Source organism: Pseudogulbenkiania sp. AW2-16 (genome assembly GCF_056824575.1).
Map to the genome: position 1 here is coordinate 2,581,797 of NZ_CP157668.1, position 20,210 is coordinate 2,602,006.

Sequence of the window (20,210 nt, forward strand, 5' to 3'; positions counted from 1 at the left end):
TTATTGAATATGTTGTTGTTTTGGCTTTCAGGCCGAATAGGCTACGCCTTTTGCATCATGCTGTCCAAATAACACGGCGGACTCGGAAGGTTGGACCGATTCGGTTTATAATCGATCCCATTTTTCTGCTTTCCTCACGGACACGAATTCAGACCATGGAACTCGCCAAGAGCTTTGAACCGGGCGACATCGAACGCCGCTGGTACACCATCTGGGAAAACGCCGGCTATTTTCAGCCGCACATGGATTCCGACAAGCCGTCGTTTTGCATCCAGCTGCCGCCGCCCAACGTTACCGGCACCCTGCACATGGGCCATGCCTTCAACCAGACCATCATGGACGGGCTGACCCGCTACTACCGCATGAAGGGCGACAACACCGCCTGGATTCCGGGCACCGACCACGCCGGCATCGCCACGCAGATCGTGGTGGAGCGCCAGCTGGCCGAGCAGGGCGTGAGCCGGCATGATCTGGGCCGCGAGGCGTTCATCGACAAGGTGTGGGAGTGGAAGAACGTCTCCGGCGGCACCATCACCCAGCAGATGCGCCGCGTCGGCTGCTCGGTGGACTGGAGCCGCGAATACTTCACCATGGACGAGACCCGCGCCGGCGTGGTCACCGAAGTGTTCGTGCGCCTCTTCGAACAGGGCCTGATCTACCGCGGCAAGCGCCTGGTGAACTGGGACCCGAAACTCGGCACCGCCGTGTCCGACCTCGAAGTGCTGTCGGAAGAAGAAGACGGTTCGATGTGGCACATCCGCTACCCGGTGGTGGGCAGCGATGAGGCCGTCGTGGTCGCCACCACCCGTCCGGAAACGCTGCTGGGCGACGTGGCCGTGGCCATCAACCCGACCGACGAGCGCTACCAGCACCTGTTGGGCAAGATGCTCGAGCTGCCGTTGACCGGCCGCCAGATCCCGGTGATCGCCGACGATTACGTCGACGCCGCCTTCGGCACCGGCTTCGTCAAGATCACCCCGGCGCACGATTTCAACGACTACCAGGTCGGCAAGCGCCACAACACCCAGCTCATCAACGTGATGAGCCTGCAGGCCACCATCCTCGACAAGGCGCAGGTGTTCGGCTTCGACGGCTCGGCCCAGGGCACCATCGAGCTGCCGGCCGCCTACGCGGGTCTGCACACCTCCGAGGCGCGCAAGAAGATGGTCGCCGACCTCGAGGCGCAGGGCCTGTTGGTGGAAGTGAAGCCGCACAAGCTGATGGTGCCGCGCGGCGACCGTACCGGCTCGGTGATCGAGCCGATGCTGACCGACCAGTGGTTCGTCGCCATGACCAAGGTGGGCGAGGGCGACGCCACCGGCAAGAGCATCACCGAGAAGGCCATCGACGCCGTCGAATCCGGCCAGGTGCGCTTCATCCCGGAAAACTGGGTCAACACCTACAACCAGTGGATGAACAATATCCAGGACTGGTGCATCAGCCGCCAGCTGTGGTGGGGCCACCAGATTCCGGCCTGGTACGACGAAGACGGCCAGGTCTACGTTGGCCGAAGCCTGGAAGAAGCCCAGGCCAAGGCGCCGGGCAAGACGCTGCGCCGCGATGACGACGTGCTCGACACCTGGTTCTCGTCCGCGCTGGTGCCGTTCTCCACGCTGGGCTGGCCGGAGGACACGCCGGAACTGCGCGCCTTCGTGCCGTCGCAAGTGCTGGTGACCGGCTACGAGATCATCTTCTTCTGGGTCGCCCGGATGATCATGATGACCACCCACTTCTGCGGCAAGGTGCCGTTCAAGGACGTGTACATCCACGGCATGGTGCGCGACCACGAAGGCAAGAAGATGTCCAAGTCCGAGGGCAACGTGATCGACCCGGTGGACCTGATCGACGGCATCGCGCTGCAGCCCTTGATCGAGAAGCGCACCACCGGCCTGCGCCGCCCGGAGAAGGCCCCGGCCATCGCCAAGGCTACCGAAAAGCTGTTCCCGGAAGGCATTCCGCCCTTCGGCAGCGATGCGCTGCGCTTCACCATGGCGAGCTACGCCACGCTCGGCCGCTCGGTCAACTTCGACTTCAAGCGCGCCGAAGGCTACCGCAACTTCTGCAACAAGCTGTGGAACGCCACCCGCTTCGTGATGATGAACGTCGAGGGCAAGGACTGCGGCCAGGACGAAAGCCTGCCGCTGGAATACAGCTTCGTCGACCAGTGGATCATCGGCCGCCTGCAGCAGGCCGAGGCCGATGTCACCAACGCGCTGGAAACCTACCGCTTCGACCTCGCCGCCCAGACCATCTACGAGTTCATCTGGAACGAGTACTGCGACTGGTACGTCGAGCTCGCCAAGGTGCAGCTGCAGAACGGTAACGAAGCGCAGCAGCGTGCCACCCGCCGCACCATCGTGCGCGTGCTGGAAGTGGCGCTGCGCCTGACTCACCCGATCATGCCGTTCATCACCGAAGAGCTGTGGCAGACCGTGGCTCCGCTGGCCAACGCCAACAAGACCGACTCGATCATGATGGCCGCCTGGCCGGTGGCGGTGCCGGAGAAGATCAACGCCGACGCCAACGCCCGCATGGAGGCGTTCAAGGACATGGTCAACGCGGTGCGCAACCTGCGCGGCGAAATGAACATCGGCCCGGCCGTGAAGGCGCCGCTGTTCATCGAAACCGCCGACCAGACCCTGGCCGACTTCGTGCCCTACCTGAAGCTGCTGTGCCGCCTGACCGACGGCACGCTGCTGGCCAAGCTGCCGGAAGACGATTCCCCGGTGGCGATCAGCGGCGACGCCCGCCTGATGCTGAAGGTGGAAGTCGACAAGGCCGCCGAAACCGCGCGCCTGACCAAGGAAATCGGCAAGGTCGAGGCCGAACTGGCCAAGCTCACGGCGAAGCTGGAGAAGCCGGGCTACGTCGACAAGGCGCCGGCGCATCTGGTGGAACGCGACAAGGCGCAGTTGGCCGAGTTCGGCGACAAGCTGGAGAAGCTGAAGGGGCAGTTGGCTAAGCTTGCCTGATCCAAGCAATAGACAAATCGAAAGCCGCCAGCGATGGCGGCTTTTTTGCGTCTGAAGTGCTAGGAGGGGCGTGTCTGATATATGATGTTTGCGTTGTGCTTATCGTAAAGTGTCGCAGTAACAACGCGCTGCCAATAGTCGTGAATATGTGAAGATCCATATCTTGATAGCTGTTTTCGAAAAAGGAAAATGAAGTGAGCGATGAGATATCTGTTTTTTCGAAAATTAAGGAAATAGTTCTGGATGTCAATCCGCAAGATGTTTTGAATGATGCGCGGGACTGTGGCCTGGAGGTTTTCTCGGCCAAGGACCTTGTTGAACAGCCTCACAATTATATTTTTATAGAAAAGCTTGCAACTAAATACGCCAGCCTGGCGGCAAGTTATTGTGCGGCAAGTGGAGCAACCAGTGGGTTTGGTGGTGTTGCGACGACGATAGCCTTGGGTGGAGTTGATATCGCCAACATGGCGGCTCAGCTATATAGGCTCAATCAGAAGATTGCCATCTTGAATGGGTTCGATATTGAAAATGCGATCCACAAGGAGAAGGCCCAACTAATATATCTCAAGGCGCTGGGTTTCGATGCGGCAGCTCAGGCCGCCATTCGTACCCAAATGACGAAGGCTGCAGCTGAAAATCTTGCCAAGAGAGGGCCTTCCGCGAATGTCGCTATTCGTCTGATTATGGAGGTTGCCAAATTGCTTGGCATTAAGCTAACCAAGAATCAAGCTGCTAAATTTGTTCCCGTCTTAGGAGGTGTCCTTGGCGGCGGCTTGAATTATATTTTTGCCAAGAATGCGGCAGAAAAAATGATTTCTGAATACAAATCAGATTATTTTGATCGTTGGCAGGTGCGTGCCCATTAATTGATGAATTGGCTGGTAAGATGGGTGAAGGCGCTGGCGCCGTAACCCCTCACTGAAATGATGCCCGTGTCGTGATGGGTTGCGCTGCGCTCCACCCATCCTGCAATCGGCCAGCCAGGCAACCGTGCGGGGGAATCAGACGACCCCTGCCACTGCCGCTATGTTCCGGATGGTTCCTATTATTTCTTCGCGGTAGCCTTGCCGGGTCGTCGTTCGGATGCCTTGGTGCGGCACGTCGATCGTTTGCGCAAGGCTTTTCGTGGAGGCAAATGTGATTCCCTTGTTGAGATGCCGACGGTTGGCTTTGCGTGTTTATAATCACGCCGGGTTTGTCGGACGGGGTAGGTGATGAGTTTGTCTTCGGGACGGTTGTACCGCCAGCTGGCGTGGTGGGCCTTGGTCAACGTGGTGGCCGTGGTGGCGGTGGAGGTAGTGGGACATTGGCCCGGTTTCTTCGCCGCCGGTGCCTGGGGCGAGGCCGGAGTGTGTTTGCTGGCGTCGATCGTGTACGCCTGGCTTGCGGTGGCGGCGGTGCGTCACCGTGCGGGGGAGGGGCCGATGCTGCTGGCGGTGGGGCTGATCGCGGCCAATTGGGTCGGACTGGCGCTGCTGGACTGGCTGATCTGAGGGCGGCGCTCTGACGCGGAGCGGGCACTGGCGTCGTTGGCGGCTCAGATAAAAAAACCGGGCAAGAGCCCGGTTTTTCATTGCTGCCTGTCGGTCGGTATTACTGCGCCGACATCGAGTAGCCTTCGATCTTGGCTTCTTCCACCAGCTTGCTCAGGTACTCGTGCATCATCTGGCGGCCGGCCATTTCGTTCAGGTACTGGCCCAGGCGTTCCTTGATGTCCTCGAAGGCAAGCTGGCCGCCGCTCTGGCGGTCATTGACCTGGATGATGTGGTAGCCGAACTGGGTTTCGACCAGGCTCGGGGTGATCTGGCCGGCTTCGGTGCTGAACACGGCCTGTTCGAATTCCGGCACCATCTGGCCGCGGCCGAACTGGCCCAGGTTGCCGCCTTGCTGGCCGGACGGGCAGGTGGAGTGTTCGCGGGCGAGGTCGGCGAAGCGCGACGGGTTGGCCTGTACTTCGGCCAGCACGCCTTCGGCCTTGGCCTTGGCGAGCATGTTGGCAACGTCGTCACCCTGGCCCAGCGGGAACAGGATGTGGCTGGCCGTGGCGCTTTCGCCCTGGCGGAATTGTTCCGGGTGGTCGTTGTAGAACGCCAGGCAGGTGGCTTCGTCGGCCGGCGTAAACGCCAGTTCCTTGTCGAGCAGGGCGCCAATGGCCTGGCCTTCGTTGCTGGTGTCGAGACCGCTGGCCTTGGCTTTTTGCAGCAGCAGCTCGTGCAGGATCAGCTGTTGAATAGCGGCATCGCGCGGGCTGGGGGCGTCGGCGTGGTTTGCCAGTTCGGCTTGCACCATGGCTTCGGTGATTTCAACGCCGTTTACGGTAATGGCCATGAGGAGGTCCTGATCGTGTCGATGGATGCGCCGCGTGATGCGTCGCGCTGAATAATCCCATTATTAATGGGGGCATCGGCAGCGGGTTTCAAGTGCCGGGCGGCACGGCTTGTTTGGCGGGCGTGGAAGGTTGACCGAAGCCCGGTTTGCCGGGCTTTCGGCCAACGTGGGTCCGTCTCGCGGCAGGCGGCGTTGGTTCTGCCTGCCGGGGGAAATCAGACTTTTTCAGGAAGCAGGTCTTCAGCATCAGGCCCTTGATCTTGTCGTTGCGGCATTCGACGTGCTCGTCGTCGTCTTCCTGCAGGCGGACGTTCTTGAACAGAGTGCCGCGCTTGATCACGGTGGAGGAGCCCTTCACCTTGAGGTCCTTGATGACTTGTACCGAATCACCGTCGTTCAGAAGGGTGCCGTTGCTGTCTCTGACTTCCATGCTGTCGTTTCCTTGGCGTTGCTGACTGGAAAGCGTTCATTATATCTTTTTGTTTGGTTATTAAGCCAATAAATTGCTTCTGATTATGTGGCGGGTTGGCAAAGGCACGGCGCAGGCCCTTGCGCTGGGCAAGGGTGGGTGTTTGATGGTATAGGGTCTGTGCCGCCGGCCCGTCCCGTTAGTGTGGGAGCGCATGGCCGGCATTTTTCCGCCTTGGCGATGAACATGAGAAGAGTTGGCACGATGAACACCGAGCAGGAAGGCGCTGACCACAGCGAAAAAGCAGCGAATGAACAATGGCGACAGGCGAAGGCGATCCAGCATGCCCTGAACCGCCTGATCGCCGAGGCGTTACCGGCCAGCGGTCTGTGTCACGAAGTGGGGCCGGTGATCAATGCCGTGCAGCAACGGGAAGGGGAGGGGCGTAGCGCCCTGGCCGGGAGTTTTCCGCTGATCAAGCGCAAGAAGCGCAAGGAAGTGATCGTGGCCTGGCTCAACTACCAGATCAGCCTGTTTGGCGACGGCGTGCCGCACCGCCTGGTCGATGGCGTCGAGCAGCCTTACCAGCCGGTGCTGCACGTGGCGCATTGGACCTGCGAATTCAGCTTTGAATACGATTCCTACGTCGGCTTTCCGGCGCAGGGCTGGCAGCCGTGGCGGAACGAGGCGCAGCGCCTGTTGTGCTGGGGCGATTCCGACTCGCCGTATGGCGACGAGTGGACCTATTCCCTGCGCCTGGCGCAGATGGAGGGCGACGAGGCCCTGCAGCGCTGTGTGATTGCCCCGGCGCTGGCCTTGCTGGAGGGGAGGCCGGCGACCGAGGCGCTGCCGGATGACCTGCCGGGCCTGGTGTTTTACCAGGACAAGGCGCTGGGCGACGGCGAGCGTGACCTGCTGGTGATGGACGCGCCGTCCGCGCCGGCCTGATCTCGGCGCGCGGGACCCGGTGCCTTGCCCGGCCGCTTTCGCGGCAGCAACGCGAGGGGGACGCCATGGATGACACGCCCTAAAGCCAGCCCACGCGTTTGAAGCGCCACCACAGCAACAGGTCGAGCACCAGCATCGCCAGCAGTGCCAGCGGGTAGCCGACGCTGGTTTTCAGCTCGGGCATGTTCTGGAAGTTCATGCCGTAGATGCCGGCGATGGTGGTCGGCACCGCGAACAGGGCGGCGTAGCTGGCCAGCTTCTTGCTGACGGCCGATTCGTCGAGCGAGATCATCGCCAGGTTGACCTGGATCGCGGTGGCCAGCATGTCGCGCAGCGAGTCGAGGGTGCGCGCGATGCGGGCCAGGTGGTCGTCGACGTCGCGGTAGTACTCCTGTACTTCACGGCACACCTCCGGCACGCGCCCGCCGTGCAGCCGCGCCACGGCCTCGTTCAGCGGCACCACGGCGTGGCTGACGGTGACCAGCTTGCGCTTGAGCAGGTACAGGTCGTGGATGGTGCGCTGGCCGGCGTCGCCGCGCGCAAACAGTCTTTCCTCCATTTCTTCCAGTTCGTCTTCCAGGCGGTGCACCACGCTGAAGTAGCGGTCGACCACGGAGTCGATCAGGGCGTAGAACACGAAGCCGGCGCCGAAGCGCAGCAATTGCGGCTCGTGCTCGCAGCGTGCGCGCACGTTCTGGAAGCCCTGTTGCGAACGGTTGCGCAACGACAGCACGTAGTTGTGGCCGACGAACAGGTCCATCTCGCCGACCAGCAGCTCACCACCTTCGTCGCAGTCCAGCAGCTGCAGCGCGCAGAACAGCATGCCGTCGTATTCCTCCAGCTTAGGGCGCTGGTGGCCGTGGCGAGCGTCTTCCACCGCCAGTTCGTGCAGTCGGAACTGCTCGGTCATGCGCTGCAGTTCGTTGTCGTCGGGGTCGCGGATCGCCACCCAGACGAAGCAGTCGGGCCGGGCGAGGTAATCGTGGATCTGCTCGATGGGCAGGTCGGCCAGCTTCTTGCCGTTCTGGTAGGCGACGCAGTTGATGAGCATGAGCTCTCCCGGGAGTGGTGCCTGTCTCTCTTCATCCAAGCCGGTAAACGGCCGCACCGCAAGGTGTGGCGGTGAGGGCGGGCGAGCTGGCCGGGGCGCAACGGCATCCGGGGGCGCTCCGCACGGGCGGGGGCCGCGTCGCGGTGTGGCTGTCGGCGCAGACGTGGCGCCGCCGTCGGCTGCGGATTTGAGGGTATTGCCTTTCTTTTCAAACATTAATAGAATACCGTCCAGACGGATAAATTAAGGGGCGCAGCATGGGACGGACCTCCACCATCGAGCCGGATCGCATCCTCGATGCCACCGAGCGCGTCATCATGCGCGACAGCGTGGTCAGGCTGACCATCGACGCCGTGGCGGCGGAGGCGGGCATCAGCAAGGGCGGGGTGCTCTACACCTACCGCACCAAGGAAGCGCTGATCCAGGCGCTGATGGAGCGCATGGTGCGGCGCTACGACGAGGAGATCGAGCGCTGCTGGCCGGCCGGCGCCGAGCCCGGTATCGCCCATCTCAAGGCGTATATCGACGCCGTGCTGGGGCTGACCGGGCAGGACCACCGCACCGCCGCGGCGATGCTGGCCGCCGCCATGAACAATCCGACCCTGCTGGCGCCGATGCAGGATTTCTACGCCCGGCACCTGCCGCGCATCCGCGCCGCGCTGCCCGACGACCGAGCGCTGACGGCCTTCCTGGCGATCGAGGGCATGGTGTTTCTGGAGCTGTTCGGGCTGGTCGGTTTCAGCCAAGCCGAACGCGAGCACGTGGTGCAGAGCCTGCACGCCCTGATCGACGGCGCCGCGGCCGGCTGACGGATGACGGCAATCATCAACACGCATTTTTTGAGGAGAAGGACATGCCCTGGCTCTTTCTGACGATGGCAGGTTTGTTTGAGGTGGGTTGGCCGCTGGGGATGAAGATGGCGCAAGGCGGCGGCAACACGGTCAAGGGCATCGCCTTTGCCGTGACCTGCATGGCGCTCAGCGGCTACCTGCTGTATCAGGCCCAGCGCACGATCCCCATGGGCACGGCCTATGCGGTGTGGACCGGCATCGGCGCCGCCGGCACCTTTCTGGTCGGGGTGGTGTTTTTCGGCGATGCCTCGTCGCTGCTGCGCTATATGGGGGTGATGCTGATCATGTCCGGCGTGGTGCTGCTGAAGTTCGGCGGCTGAGCGGCGCGCAACAGCACACCCCGCCGGGATCATAAGGTTGGCCGAAGACCGTCAGCGTGCGGTCTTCGGCCAACCTTTTTGCTGCGTTGCGGTCATTCGGCTGTGGAGTCCGCTGTGCCGTTCGTGCGCCGGGCCGGGGCAAGCACGGCAAGTGGCGGCGGCTCTGTGGTAGATTTCGCTCATCGTGCGATAGGGTCATCCAACAGGGGGGCAATATGGAAGTGGAAATCAGTGTCGAGGCCAAGAAGAAGCAGCTGAATAATGCCGTCGCGATCACGGTGGTGCTGCTGTCGGTGTTTATGGGGGTGTCGAAGATCAAGGACGACAACATCGTCCAGGCCATGCAGCTGGCCAAGGCCGACGCCGTGGATTTCTGGGCCGAATACCAGTCCAACAAGGTCAAGCTGCACCTGGCGGAAAGCAATCTGAACCAGACCCGGCTGCTGGCGCAGAGCCTGCCGGGCAACGCCAAGGTGATGGCCGCCGAAGAGGCTCGTCTGGCGCGGGATGTGGAGAAGTACACCGCGCGCTCGGTCGCCATCCAGAAGCAGGCCAAGGCCAGCGAGGCGGAGTACGACCGGCTGAATTTCCACGACGATCAGTTCGACATGAGCGATGCCGCCTTGTCGGTCGCGCTGGCCACGGCCGCGGTGGCGGCGCTGGTGGAAAACTGGCTGCTGTTGCTGTCGGCCTGGGGTTTCGGCGCGTTTGGCGTGCTGTTCGGGCTGGCCGGTTTTGCCGGCTGGTCGATCCACCCCGGCTGGCTGGTGGCCTTGCTGTCCTAGCCGGACGATGGGGAGGGGCGGCGCACGCTGGCGCCATTCGCAGGTACAATCGGGTCTTCATCCCCTCGCCAGCGTCACGCCATGTCCCGCCCTGTTTTTTCCGTCCAAGAGGAGGAGGTCGACTTCTCCGCCATCCGCGCGCAGGGCGCGGGCGGGCAAAACGTCAACAAGGTGTCGTCGGCCATCCATCTGCGCTTCGACGTCACCGCCTCGTCGCTGCCGGCCTACATCAAGGAGCGGTTGCTGCAACTGGGTGACCAGCGGGTCAGCAAGGACGGCGTGGTGGTGATCAAGGCCCAGCAATACCGCACCCAGGAACAGAACCGGGCCGATGCCCTGCTACGCTTGCAGGCGCTGATCGACAGCGTCAGCCACACCCCCAAGGCGCGTCGCGCCACCAAGCCGACCTTCGGTTCCAAGCAGCGCCGCCTGGAGGGCAAGGCCCGGCGCGGCGGCATCAAGTCGCTGCGCGGCAAGGTCGATCTCTGAGAGTCTGTTTACGATCTGCTGCGCGTCGGCGATACGGCGTTAAAAACGTCTTCGGAATGCTCATTGACCACGTGGAAACGCCGCTTCCTCAGCCGTTTTTGCCTTGTCTCGCTCTAGCTCGCGAGATCGTAAACAGGCTCTAAGGCGGCACGCCCGCCTGCCGCCATTCATCCCGCTTTTTCCCCGCCTGAGGCGGTCACGAGTCAGGGTGGCGGCGCGTCGTCACGATACAACGCCAGCTCGCGTCGACCCGTGCCATCGATCATCGCCCGATACATACCCGCACTGTTGAACGGCATCGCCACGTGGCCTGCCGCGTCGACGGCGATCACGCCGCCACTGCCGCCCAGTTCCAGCAAGGTGCCGTGGATCACACTGTCGGCGGCGTCGGCCAGCGTCTGCCCGGCGTAGGCGAGGCGGGCGGCGATGTCGTGGGCGATGGCGGCACGGATGAAGTACTCGCCATGCCCGGTGGCGGATACCGCGCAGCGCCCGTCGGCCCAGGTGCCGGCACCGATCAGCGGGCTGTCGCCGATGCGCCCCGGCCACTTGCCGGCGCGCCCGCCGGTGGAGGTGGCGGCGGCGAGCCGACCTTGCGAATCGAGTGCGACCGCGCCGACGGTGCCGTGACCCTGGTTCGCCTGTCCCTCGGCCAGACGGGCCTTCTCGCGCTGCAGCGCCTGCCAGCGGGCCTCGGTGAAGAAATACTGCGGTGGCTCGCATTCCAGGCCCTGGGCGCGGGCGAAGGCGTCGGCGGCGGCAAAGCCCAGCATGACGCAGGGGGTCGCCTCCATCACGCGGCGGGCGAGCCGGACGGGGTTCCGGGCGATGCTGACGCCGGTGACGGCGCCGGCGCTCCGGCTGTGGCCATCCATGATGGCCGCCTCCAGTTCCACCCGGCCGTCCAGGGTAAAGTCGGCCCCGCGCCCGGCGTTGAATAGCGGGTCGTCCTCGAGCAGTGCGACGGCCACGGTCACGGCCTCGAGCGCGCTGCCCCCTCCGTGTAGTACGCGATAACCGGCGTCGAGCGCCGCCGCCAGCCCGGCGCGCAGCGCCGTGTCCCGTTCTGGATCGAGTTCGGCGCGCTGGACCGGCCCCGCGCCACCGTGCACGGCAAAAGCGATGCTCATCGTGATGGCTCCCCCGGATTTGGCCGCAAGCCGGATGCGGCTTGGCTATGCTTTATATAGCGTAGCCCGCAATTGTGATTGCGATTGCGATGGTGGGCTTTCAACGCCGAGGGGCGTGTCATGCAGAACGAAAAAACAAGACAAGTATTCGAGTTGCTGCTGTTGTCGCTGGGCTGGTTTGCGCTGGTGCTGCAGCTCTATCTCGGTGTGGTGGCCGAGCTCGCACGGGGCGTGGCGTGGCAGTGGACGGTGTTCAACTACTTCAGCTACTTCACCATTCTCACCAATCTGTTCCTGGCAACCGGGTTGACCGTGCCGCGCTTGCGACCGCAATCGCGTTTCGGCCATTTCCTGCTGCGGCCGACGGTGCGCTCGGCCTCGCTGGTGTACATCACCATCGTCGGCTTGGTGTACGCCATCCTGTTGCGGCACCTGTGGAACCCCACCGGCTGGCGCTGGCTGGGCGACGTGCTGTTGCACGACGTCATCCCGATCGGCTACTTCGTCCACTGGGTGCTGTTCGTGCCGCCGGCCCGGCTGCGCTGGCACGACGCGCTGTTATGGCTGGCCTATCCCGGCGGTTATCTCGCCTACACCTTGCTGCGCGGCGTGTTCATCGGGCTGTATCCCTATCCCTTCCTCAACGTGCTGCGCCTGGGCTACCAGGGAGTGCTGGTCAACTCGGCCTTCCTGGCGCTCGCCTTCGTGGCCATGGGCTGGCTGGTGGTGGTGCTGGACCGCCACGTCAAGGGCCTGCTGGCGGTACGGGTGAACACCCGGCGCTAGGGTGGGTCAGCGATGGCTTCCCACGCCGCGCCGGCATCATTGCTGCCACACCCCAGGCCCGCTTCCTCGCCGCCGAGCCGTCATCCCGCGCTCAAGGTTTTTCCATGTTCCGCCGCGCCGACGGCATGCCGCATGCTCTTCGGCCAACCTTGATGCCCTCCGAGTGCATTTGCCCCGAGCCCGGCGGCAATGCTACAACGTCGGGTTCTGGCGGCCGCGGCCGTCGTGCTCTGGAGGGTTCATGCCACATTCCCAGCCCATTTCCGGCAAGGGGGCCATGCTGTCGCTGCTGGCGTCGGTGCTGTTCGCCCTGTTGTCGGGTTACACCACGCTGCTGAAGCCGCTGGACGGCCTCGCCATCTACGCCTGGCGCGTGCTGTGGACGCTGCCCGGCGTGCTGTTGCTGCTGGCGGTGCGCGGCCAGTGGTCGTCGCTAGGGAGACAACTGGCGCGGCTGCGCCGCGAACCCTTGCTGTGGCTGCTGCTCCCGGCGATGGCGGCGTTGCTGGCGACCCAGCTGTGGCTGTTCATGTGGGCGCCGCTGCACGGGCAGGCAATGGCGGTATCGATGGGCTACTTTCTGCTGCCATTGACCATGGTGCTGACCGGTTGCGTGCTGTACGGCGAGCGGCTGTATCGCTTGCAATGGCTGGCGGTCGCCTGCGCCATGGTGGGGGTGGCGCACGAACTGTGGCTGACCCGCGCCTTTGCCTGGCCGACGCTGCTGGTGGCGATAGGCTACCCGCCGTATTTCGTCTTGCGGCGCTGGTCCAGGCTCGAGCCGATCAGCGGCTTCGCCCTGGAATTGGTCCTGATGAGCCCGGTGGCGCTGCTGCTGTTGTGGCACTTGGGAGAGGCCGGCTGGGGCGTGCTGGCCGAGCCGAAATTCTGGCTGCTGCTGCCCGGGCTGGGCCTGATCAGCACCGTGGCATTGGCCAGCTACATGGTCGCCAGCCGCCACTTGCCGCTGGGTCTCCTGGGCATTCTCGGCTATGTCGAGCCCGTGCTGCTGTTCCTGCTGGCGGTGCTGCTGCTGGGCGAGCCGCTGTCGCTGGACAGCCTGCTGACCTATGCGCCGATCTGGCTCGCGGTGCTGCTCACCGGCATCCATACCGCGCCGCATCGGCGCCGATCGCTGCGTGCCGCGTAGCCGATGGCAGGGGGGCGGGGCGTCTCGATGCCGGTCTAGAGGGATGCAGAGTCTGGCCTCCTGCCCGCTTGTCGGCCGGGGCCGGCTGGCGAGCCCCAGCATTGCCGTGCTTACCTCACCGATGCCCCCTCATGACCGCCTCTTTGAAGGCGCCGATCCAGCCCGCCGCCTTATCTCCTCGCGCAGCTTCAAGCCAAGAATGATCGACGACAGCAGCAGCGTCATGGCATTGGAAGCAATCAACGGCCCGGCCCCGAGCAGGATGCCGTAAGCCAGCCACAACGCCACGCCGCTGACGAACATCAGGTACATCGACAGCGAGATGCTGCTCAGGTCGCGCGTGCGCAGGGCGTGCAAAACCTGGGGCAGAAAGCTCGATGTGGTGAGAAAGGCGGCCAGGTAGCCGTAATATTCGAGTTTCATGATATATGGCTGAGACCAAAAGGCCAGCTTAACAGGGTCTTATCCTGTCAGCGATCAGATCGGGTGCTGTTCTTTTCTGAATGATGACCTCTTTGTCTCTTTTGCCAAAACGTGGATAGCTGGACGGCATTGCATGGTGCAACCCGGCCAAAAAAGGTGATAGACGTAGCGCTTTGCGTTCAGAGCATGGCGTGTGGCTGCACTTCAGGGGCCTGGCAATCCGGTAGAGGCCGTGATATTGCCAAGCGGCCAGATAGCTTTATGTATTTGTGCATATCGATATCTTGACTATTTCAAGCGCTATCCAGTCATATCGACATTGCCCTGCAGACGTCGAGAGACAGACTTCAGACAAGGAATGACATACTAATTAACTGTGATATGCTTTAGTCATTACTTGGTGACTGCCTGATTTAAATGGCATTCTGATCAAGGAAAATGGGAGAGCGGTCATGGGGTGGTGGAAATCGGCAGGGCAGGGCAGCGAAAAAAAACAGTTGCCCTCAAATCAGCGCTCTCGCTTGCTACTGCAAGCGCTGGAGCCCAGATTGATGTTCGACGGCGCGGTTGCTGTCTCGCTGGCGGCTGCCGAGCCACATCCTGATGCGTCGCATACCGTTGTGGACAAAACGGTGGATGCACCCGCGCCCACCGATACCCGCGCCACCACGACGGAATCGCTCGCCGCGCCGGCGCCCGCCAACACCGCGAAGCAGGTGGTGTTCGTCGAATCCAACGTCGCCAATTACCAGACTCTGCTTTCTCAAATGCCCTCCGGCGCAGAGGTTGTGATACTCGATAGTAGCAAGGACGGTTTGGCCCAGATTGCCCAATGGGCCAGCGAGCATCAGGGCTATGCCGCAATCCATATCCTGTCCCACGGCGAATCGGGTGACCTGATGCTGGGTAGCCTCGAGTTGACCCAAGGCAACATCGCCAGCCATCAGGCCGAGTTGGCCTCCATCGGCCAAGCCTTGCAGCCCGGCGGCGATATCCTGCTATATGGCTGCGATATCGCCGCGGGCAGCAGCGGTGCGACTTTTGTCTCGACATTGTCCAGCTACACCCATGCCGACGTGGCGGCGTCCAATGACCGCACCGGCTCCAGTTCTCTAGGTGGAGACTGGGCGCTGGAGTACAGCAGTGGCCATATCGACGCCGCGGCGCTGGCTTTCGATTATCAGGACCTGCTGGCGGTGCCGGCCAGCCAGAATTTTGATAGCGCTTCACCGGGCAACAGCTCTTCCAGCCTGACTCTGGGTGGGGTCACGTACTCTACCAACGGCGGAGGCATCGTCGATGTCGTGGACGTGAACACCCAATACGGCTACGGCTACAGCTTTTCCGGTTTCTCGGGCAATGCGATCCTGAGCGATACCAGTGGCTCGGCAAGCCCCAGCATTACTTATTTTGAGTTCGGCTCCAGCAACCTGACCGATAACTTTAAGCTCAACTCCCTGACTGCGAATGCTTACGACGTACTAAGTGGGTTTGCCAAAACTTTCACCATCACTGGTTATGATGGTGGCTCCGGCACTGTCGCCACAGTCTCTGTCACTGGTTTTGACTTCAGTGCAAGCGGATCCTACGGTTCCGGCAACATGGCCATCACCTATGTCAAGGCTACGGGCTCCTACAATGCGGGCACTCTGACATTTGGCAGTGACTGGGGCAATGTGGATACCGTCCGTTTTACCGCGACCGACGGCTCGGCGGGCTTGGCGTTCGATTCCATCAGCTTCTCCGCGCCGGTGGTGCCCAACGCCTCTCCCGTGCTGACCGCCAGCGGCGGCTCCAGCGCCTACAGCAGCGGCACCGGCACTGCGGTGACGGTGGACAGCGGTATCACGCTGTCCGACTCCGACAGCCCCACCCAGGCCAGCGCCACGGTGTCGATCACCGGCAACTTCCACAGCGGCGAGGACGTGCTGGCATTTACCAACAACGGCAGCGCCATGGGCAACATCACGGCCAGCTACAACGGCGGCACCGGGGTGCTGACGCTGACCTCCAGTGGCGCCACGGCCACGCTGGCTCAATGGCAGGCCGCCTTGCGCGCGGTGACCTATTCCGACAGTTCGCTGTCGCCCAACACCAGTTCCCGCACCATCAGCTTCGCCATCAACGACGGCGCGATCAACAGCAGCGCGGTGACCAAGACGGTCACCGTGGCGGCGGATTCCGCACCGGTGGTGGGCAATTTGAACGGCGACAACCCCACCTTCACAGAGAAGGGCGGGGCGGTGAAGCTGGATGCCGGTACTGCAGTCACGGTGACGGATAGCGACACCCCCGACTTCAATAGCGGCAACTTGACCGTGCACATCACCGCCAATGGACAGAGCGGCGAGGACGTGTTGGGTATCGATACCAGCGGCACGGTGTCGCTTAGTAACGGCACCAGCGTGGGCAGCGTGGTGTCCGTGGGCGGCGTGTCCATCGGCGTGATCGCCACCAACGGTGATGGTGTCAGCGGTCATGACCTGATCGTGACGCTCAACAGCAACGGCACCCCGTCGCGGGTCGCCACGTTGGCGGCGGCGCTGACCTACAACAACACTAGTAGCGACCCCAGCACCGCCACCCGCACGGTGAATGTCAGTATCAACGATGGCCGTGGCGGCACCGGCTCCAGCAATGTGACGGTGGCGATGGCGGCGGTAAACGACGCACCTACCGGCAGCGCCACCGCCTCCAACCCCACCTTCACGATGGGCGGCTCCGCGGTGGAGGTGTTCAGCGGCGCCAGCATCAGCACCGTCGAATCCAGCCAGAGTGTGATCCTGCTGACGCTGACCGTGTCCGGTCTGCAAGACGGTAGCAGTGAAATTCTCTCCATCGACGGCAGCAATGTGGCGCTGACCAACGGCAACGCGCTTACTACCAGCGGCAACGGCCTGAGCGTTACCGTCTCTGTATCCAGCGGCACCGCCACCGTGTCCATCAGCAGCAGCGGCATATCCGCCAGCACCGCGGGCAGCGTGGTCAACGGCATCACTTATCGCGACAGCAGCGGCAGCCCCTCCATCGGCAACCGGGTGGTGACGCTGACCAGCGTCAAGGACAACGGGGGTACCAGCAACGGCGGTGTCGATACCACCACGCTAGCCGTAGCTTCCACCGTCAGCGTGGCGGTGGTGCCGGTGGTGACCACCAGCGGCGGCAGCGCGGCGTTCGCCGCCGGCGACAACATTACCTCCACCCCGGTGGTGGTGGACAGTGGCCTGATGGTCACCGACAGCGCCAGCTCCACGCTGGCCAGCGGGACAGTGTCCATCACCGGCAACTTCCACAGCGGCGAGGACGTGCTGGCCTTCACCAACGATGGCAGCACCATGGGCAATATTGTCGCCAGCTACAACAGCGGCACCGGGGTGCTGACGCTGACCTCCAGCGGCGCCACCGCCACGCTGGCGCAATGGCAGGCGGCACTGCGCGCGGTCACCTACACCGATACCGCAATCACGCCCAACAGCGCCACGCGCACCGTCAGCTTCCAGGTCGACGACGGCAGCAAGAGCAGCGCCGCCGTCACGCGCACCGTGACCGTCACCCCGACCGACCAGACCCCGATCGCCACCACCAGCGGCGGCAGCGCGGCGTTCACCGCCGGCGACAACGCCCCCTCCACCCCGGTGGCGGTGGACAGCGGCCTCACCCTCGCCGACCTCGACAACACTACGCTGGCCAGCGCCACGGTGGCGATCACCGGCAACTTCCAGAGCGGCGAGGACGTGCTGGCGTTCAGCAACTCCAACAGCAGCACCTACGGCAACATAGCGGGCAGCTACAACGCCGGCACCGGGGTGCTGACGCTGACCTCGAGTGGCGCCACCGCGACGCTGGTCCAATGGCAGGCAGCACTGCGTGCGATCACCTACACCGATACGGCGATCACGCCCAACAGCGCCACGCGCACCGTCAGCTTCCAGGTCGACGACGGCAGCAAGAGCAGCGCCGCCGTCACGCGCACCGTGACCGTCACCCCGACCGACCAGACCCCGATCGCCACCACCAGCGGCGGCAGCGCGGCGTTCACCGCCGGCGACAACGCCCCCTCCACCCCGGTGGCAGTGGACAGCGGCCTCACCCTCGCCGACCTCGACAACACTACGCTGGCCAGCGCCACGGTGGCGATCACCGGCAACTTCCACAGCAGCGAAGACATGCTGGCGTTCAGCAACACCAACAGCAGCACCTACGGCAACATAGCGGGCAGCTACAACGCCGGCACCGGGGTGCTGACGCTGACCTCGAGTGGCGCCACCGCGACGCTGGTTCAATGGCAGGCAGCACTGCGTGCGATCACCTACACCGATACGGCGATCACGCCCAACAGCGCCACGCGCACCGTCAGTTTCCAGATCGACGACGGCAGCAAGAGCAGCACCGCCGCCACGCGCACCGTCACGGTCACCCCGACTGACCAGACCCCGATCGCGACGGCCTCCGGTGGCTCCGGTACTTATGTGATCGGCAGCACGCCGGCCCCGGTGGCGGTGGACGGCGGTCTGACGGTGTCGGATCTGGATAACGCGACCTTGTCTAGTGCCCATGTGGCCATCACCGGCAACTTCCAGAACGGCGAAGACGTGCTGGCGTTCAGCAACACCAACAGCAGCACCTACGGCAACATCGCCGCCAGCTACAGCGCTGGTACCGGGGTGTTGACGCTAACCTCCAGCGGCGCCATTGCGACGCTGGCGCAATGGCAGGCGGCCTTGCGCGCAGTAACCTATTCGGACACCTCGGCATCACCGAACACCAGCACCCGCGTGATCAGCATCTCCGTCAACGACGGCATCAAGGACAGTGCGGTAGTGTCCCGCAATGTGACCATGCAGTTGCCGGCTCCAACGGTGAGTGGCTTGAGTGCCGGCACCGATACCGGCAGTAACAACCATGACGGAGTGACCAGCGACAGCACGCCCACCATCGTTGGCACCGCCATCGCCAATAGCGATATCACCATCTATGTGGATGGTGTCAGCGTTGGTGTGACCACGGCGGATGGCACTGGGGCTTGGGGTTTTGGCCTGCTCACTACACTGAGTGACGGCCCACATGCGATTACCGCAATGGCCAGCAGTGGTGCGGTCAACAGCGGAGTGTCCACGGCCTATGGTGTCTCCATTGACACCGGTGCGCCCAGCGTACCCAGCGGCCTCGGCCTGAGTTCGGCCACCGACACCGGCAGCAGCAGCTCAGACGGTGTCACCGGCAACAACCAGCCGACACTCACCGGCACGGCCGAGGCCAACAGCGCGGTGACGGTGTACGTGGATGGCGTGGCCGTCGGTACCGCCATGGCCGACGGTAGCGGGGCATGGAGTTACAGCCTGACCAGTGCGCTGAGCGACGGGAGCCACAGTATTCGCGCTACGTCGACCGACCTGGCTGGCAATGCCAGCACGCAATCGTCGGCTTACGCCATAACCGTGGATACCGTGGCGCCACAGGTTGCGTCGATTACCCCCTTGGATACGCTTTCCACCAGCGCCAGCAGCGTCAGCTACGACGTGGTGTTCTCCGAGCCAATTACGGGGCTCGACGCTGGTGCGATCAGCATCGTGACCAGTGGCAGTGCCCATGGCTCAGTTGCTGCCATTACCAAATTGAGCGAAAGCCACTATCTGGTGCAATTGTCTGGCGTGGGAGGTGATGGTTCGTTGGCAATCGCCGTGCGTGCCGGTGGGGTGACCGATATGGCGGGTAATGCGATTCAGCAGCAGGTAGTGGCTACGGCATATCAAGTCTTGACACCCGTCATACAGCCTCCTGTTACCGTCACTCCGGAAATTGTGGCGGCTCCGAGCAGCGAAAGTCCCATCATAGAGATTGCGCCGATTACGCCCAATATCGTGTTGGAGGCAGTTGCGTCGAGCAGTAGTAATACCATTGCGATGTTTGCAAGCGACATCTTCTCCGTTGCCAATGAGGTGCGCAGTATTGTGCCTCCGCTGCAGCTAGCCTTTGGGCAAGATCATTTCAGCAGCGTTGCTCCCAATCGCTTGCCGACTGGGCAAATGCCCCCGCCGGGGACGAGTGATAACGGCTTTGCCTTGCCGTTCGTCAGCCGTTTGACCCTTGCACAGGGCGCTCCTCTGCAGGTCTTGCCCGATCTGGGGGTTAGGTCGTTGATCGTAGGACAGACCTTCAGCTTTGGTTTGCCTCCGGGAACGGTACTAACTCGTAACCCCGATGTCGTTCTCAGTATTAGTGCAAGGCAGAGCAATGGCCAGCCGTTGCCTTCTTGGATTCGGTTTGACCCCAAGACAGGGCGCTTCAGCGGCACGGTGCCGGCAGGTTGGAATAAGTCCGTGTCGCTAGAGGTGACAGTGCAGGACCAAGACGGTCATCGTGGTGTGACACATATACAGATCAAAGCCGACGGGCAAGCCGCTGTACCGGCAGAAGGGGAAGAGGCATCGCCAGCGCCCGGCAAGTCCTCTCTCAATGAACAGTTCCTGCAGCATGGCAAAAGCGCTTTCGAGCAACAACTGGCGCAATGGTTGCAGCCGGACAACGTGGTTTGAATCGGGTTGCCGGGCGACTCATTGCGGGTCTC

16 protein-coding genes are annotated in these 20,210 nt (G+C 63.0%); 11 read left to right on the forward strand and 5 right to left on the reverse strand.

The genetic code is table 11. The annotated features are described in order from the left end of the window. Window positions 1-155 precede the first annotated feature (155 nt). The 3 genes from ABKF58_RS12595 (at window position 156) to ABKF58_RS12605 (ending at window position 4,465) form a co-directional block, all read left to right on the forward strand. Window positions 156-2,972 (forward strand): valine--tRNA ligase, encoded by a 2,817-nt coding sequence (locus ABKF58_RS12595; RefSeq protein WP_482581024.1) that lies wholly within the window; start codon window positions 156-158, stop codon window positions 2,970-2,972. Window positions 2,973-3,166: 194 nt separating this feature from the next. Further along, window positions 3,167-3,838 (forward strand): EcsC family protein, encoded by a 672-nt coding sequence (locus tag ABKF58_RS12600; protein WP_482581025.1) that lies wholly within the window; start codon window positions 3,167-3,169, stop codon window positions 3,836-3,838. Window positions 3,839-4,186: 348 nt separating this feature from the next. Beyond that, window positions 4,187-4,465: a hypothetical protein gene (locus tag ABKF58_RS12605; protein ID WP_482581026.1), complete on the forward strand. Its 279-nt coding sequence runs from the start codon at window positions 4,187-4,189 to the stop codon at window positions 4,463-4,465. 100 nt (window positions 4,466-4,565) lie between these two features. Here the strand turns inward: ABKF58_RS12605 and ABKF58_RS12610 are convergent, their stop codons facing one another. Next, complete coding sequence (locus tag ABKF58_RS12610) at window positions 4,566-5,300, reverse strand: peptidylprolyl isomerase (RefSeq protein ID WP_482581027.1); 735 nt, start codon at window positions 5,298-5,300, stop codon at window positions 4,566-4,568. A gap of 88 nt (window positions 5,301-5,388) precedes the next feature. After that, window positions 5,389-5,730: an alkylphosphonate utilization protein gene (locus ABKF58_RS12615; protein ID WP_482581029.1), complete on the reverse strand. Its 342-nt coding sequence runs from the start codon at window positions 5,728-5,730 to the stop codon at window positions 5,389-5,391. 243 nt (window positions 5,731-5,973) lie between these two features. Between ABKF58_RS12615 and ABKF58_RS12620 the strand changes: the two genes are divergently transcribed. Beyond that, on the forward strand, window positions 5,974-6,657 hold the full coding sequence (locus ABKF58_RS12620; protein WP_482581031.1) for a hypothetical protein: 684 nt from the start codon (window positions 5,974-5,976) through the stop codon (window positions 6,655-6,657). A gap of 79 nt (window positions 6,658-6,736) precedes the next feature. On the opposite strand, the gene corA is transcribed toward ABKF58_RS12620, so the two are convergent. Next, on the reverse strand, window positions 6,737-7,708 hold the full coding sequence (gene corA, locus ABKF58_RS12625) for a magnesium/cobalt transporter CorA (protein WP_014087700.1): 972 nt from the start codon (window positions 7,706-7,708) through the stop codon (window positions 6,737-6,739). A 257-nt stretch (window positions 7,709-7,965) separates the two neighbouring features. Here corA and ABKF58_RS12630 point away from each other — a divergent pair, with 257 nt between their 5' ends. From ABKF58_RS12630 to arfB, 4 genes are all read left to right on the forward strand, one after another. Then, entirely contained in the window at window positions 7,966-8,517 is a 552-nt protein-coding gene (locus ABKF58_RS12630; RefSeq protein WP_482581032.1) for a TetR/AcrR family transcriptional regulator, read from the forward strand. Window positions 8,518-8,561: 44 nt separating this feature from the next. Beyond that, on the forward strand, window positions 8,562-8,879 hold the full coding sequence (locus tag ABKF58_RS12635; protein ID WP_085277061.1) for a DMT family transporter: 318 nt from the start codon (window positions 8,562-8,564) through the stop codon (window positions 8,877-8,879). Between the two features lie 215 nt (window positions 8,880-9,094). After that, window positions 9,095-9,664: a DUF4337 domain-containing protein gene (locus ABKF58_RS12640; protein WP_482581033.1), complete on the forward strand. Its 570-nt coding sequence runs from the start codon at window positions 9,095-9,097 to the stop codon at window positions 9,662-9,664. Between the two features lie 81 nt (window positions 9,665-9,745). Then, window positions 9,746-10,153 carry an alternative ribosome rescue aminoacyl-tRNA hydrolase ArfB gene (gene arfB, locus ABKF58_RS12645; RefSeq protein WP_482581035.1) on the forward strand — a complete coding sequence of 136 codons (408 nt, stop codon included), beginning with the start codon at window positions 9,746-9,748 and terminating at the stop codon, window positions 10,151-10,153. A 203-nt stretch (window positions 10,154-10,356) separates the two neighbouring features. Here the strand turns inward: arfB and ABKF58_RS12650 are convergent, their stop codons facing one another. Continuing rightward, entirely contained in the window at window positions 10,357-11,283 is a 927-nt protein-coding gene (locus tag ABKF58_RS12650) for an isoaspartyl peptidase/L-asparaginase family protein (RefSeq protein ID WP_482581036.1), read from the reverse strand. Window positions 11,284-11,403: 120 nt separating this feature from the next. On the opposite strand from ABKF58_RS12650, the gene ABKF58_RS12655 reads away from it, so the two are divergent. Next, window positions 11,404-12,069: a Pr6Pr family membrane protein gene (locus ABKF58_RS12655; RefSeq protein WP_482581037.1), complete on the forward strand. Its 666-nt coding sequence runs from the start codon at window positions 11,404-11,406 to the stop codon at window positions 12,067-12,069. Between the two features lie 241 nt (window positions 12,070-12,310). Continuing rightward, a complete protein-coding gene (rarD, locus tag ABKF58_RS12660) occupies window positions 12,311-13,219 on the forward strand; it encodes an EamA family transporter RarD (protein WP_482581038.1) in 909 nt (302 codons plus the stop codon). Window positions 13,220-13,348: 129 nt separating this feature from the next. On the opposite strand, the gene ABKF58_RS12665 is transcribed toward rarD, so the two are convergent. Continuing rightward, the gene (locus ABKF58_RS12665) at window positions 13,349-13,642 is read right to left on the reverse strand and encodes a SemiSWEET transporter (protein WP_008953557.1); all 294 of its coding nucleotides are present in this window, start codon (window positions 13,640-13,642) and stop codon (window positions 13,349-13,351) included. Window positions 13,643-14,094: 452 nt separating this feature from the next. On the opposite strand from ABKF58_RS12665, the gene ABKF58_RS12670 reads away from it, so the two are divergent. Next, window positions 14,095-20,178, forward strand: coding sequence for a DUF4347 domain-containing protein (locus ABKF58_RS12670; RefSeq protein ID WP_482581039.1), 6,084 nt, complete (start codon window positions 14,095-14,097; stop codon window positions 20,176-20,178). The last annotated feature ends 32 nt before the right edge of the window (window positions 20,179-20,210 follow it).